General features: G+C 64.2%; 1 protein-coding gene. It reads left to right on the top strand.

Annotated elements, in window-relative coordinates:
• Positions 1-750 (top strand): hypothetical protein (locus IVA74_RS15515; protein WP_247345216.1); only part of this gene is annotated, 750 nt, incomplete at its 5' end.
• Positions 751-776 lie beyond the last annotated feature (26 nt).

Consider the following 776-nt stretch of genomic DNA (forward strand, 5'->3'; position numbering starts at 1 on the left):
AACGAAGTTGGTGGCACCCAGGTTGACCGGATCGTGGAAATCCGACCGTCGCCTGACGAAATGGTTCGGCTCGCCGCGAAGGACGCTATTCGCGCGCGCGACGGATATGGCCCTATCATTGCGGCGGAGCTTGATGCGCCGATGCGGGCGCGCCTGCGCATTGACAGCCGTGGGCAGATCACCGCCTGGCTCGGATCTGACGGGCGCTGGCATGACACTGCGGAGTTGTTTAGACAGCCCAAAGGCATGCGCCGAAAGACAGATGAAGAGCGGCAGGCAGATAACGACAGACACCTTTCCCTTCCGGCCATGGGCGCGTTTCCCGAGCGGTCGGGCTTGTCGAGCGCGGCTCGGAAGGCCAAAGACTATCGGCGCAATCGCGCAGCCCGCTGGGCGCAGACATTATCCGCATGCAACGATAATAGGCGCCGGGAGATTGACCGCCTTGGCGTCGGCGGCGGGCACGCGTTTGGGAAGGCTTGGGCCAATGCGGGGTTGCCGTCGGCCTGTCGTATTCCAAGGTACACGACTGCCATCGCCCCGGGCGCCGAGTTTCTAGGATATCGCCAGCACGGCAGCGTCACCGCGACGCCGGGCAGCTTCGTGGGGCCGGCGGGTGGGCCAGAGGATGCCTTTATCGCCAGCCTAGATGCACCGCAACTCGCTGCCGCACTGGCGGTCCATGCGGCGGTTTTGGAGGCTAGTCTAGATGGCCGGACAGCCCGCGAGATAGCCGCCGCTAATAGCTGAGGAAATACCAAGGTCGGCGAGCGCAA

It is taken from the genome of Bradyrhizobium sp. 132 (assembly GCF_023074185.1).
Taxonomy (GTDB): Bacteria; Pseudomonadota; Alphaproteobacteria; order Rhizobiales; family Xanthobacteraceae; genus Bradyrhizobium.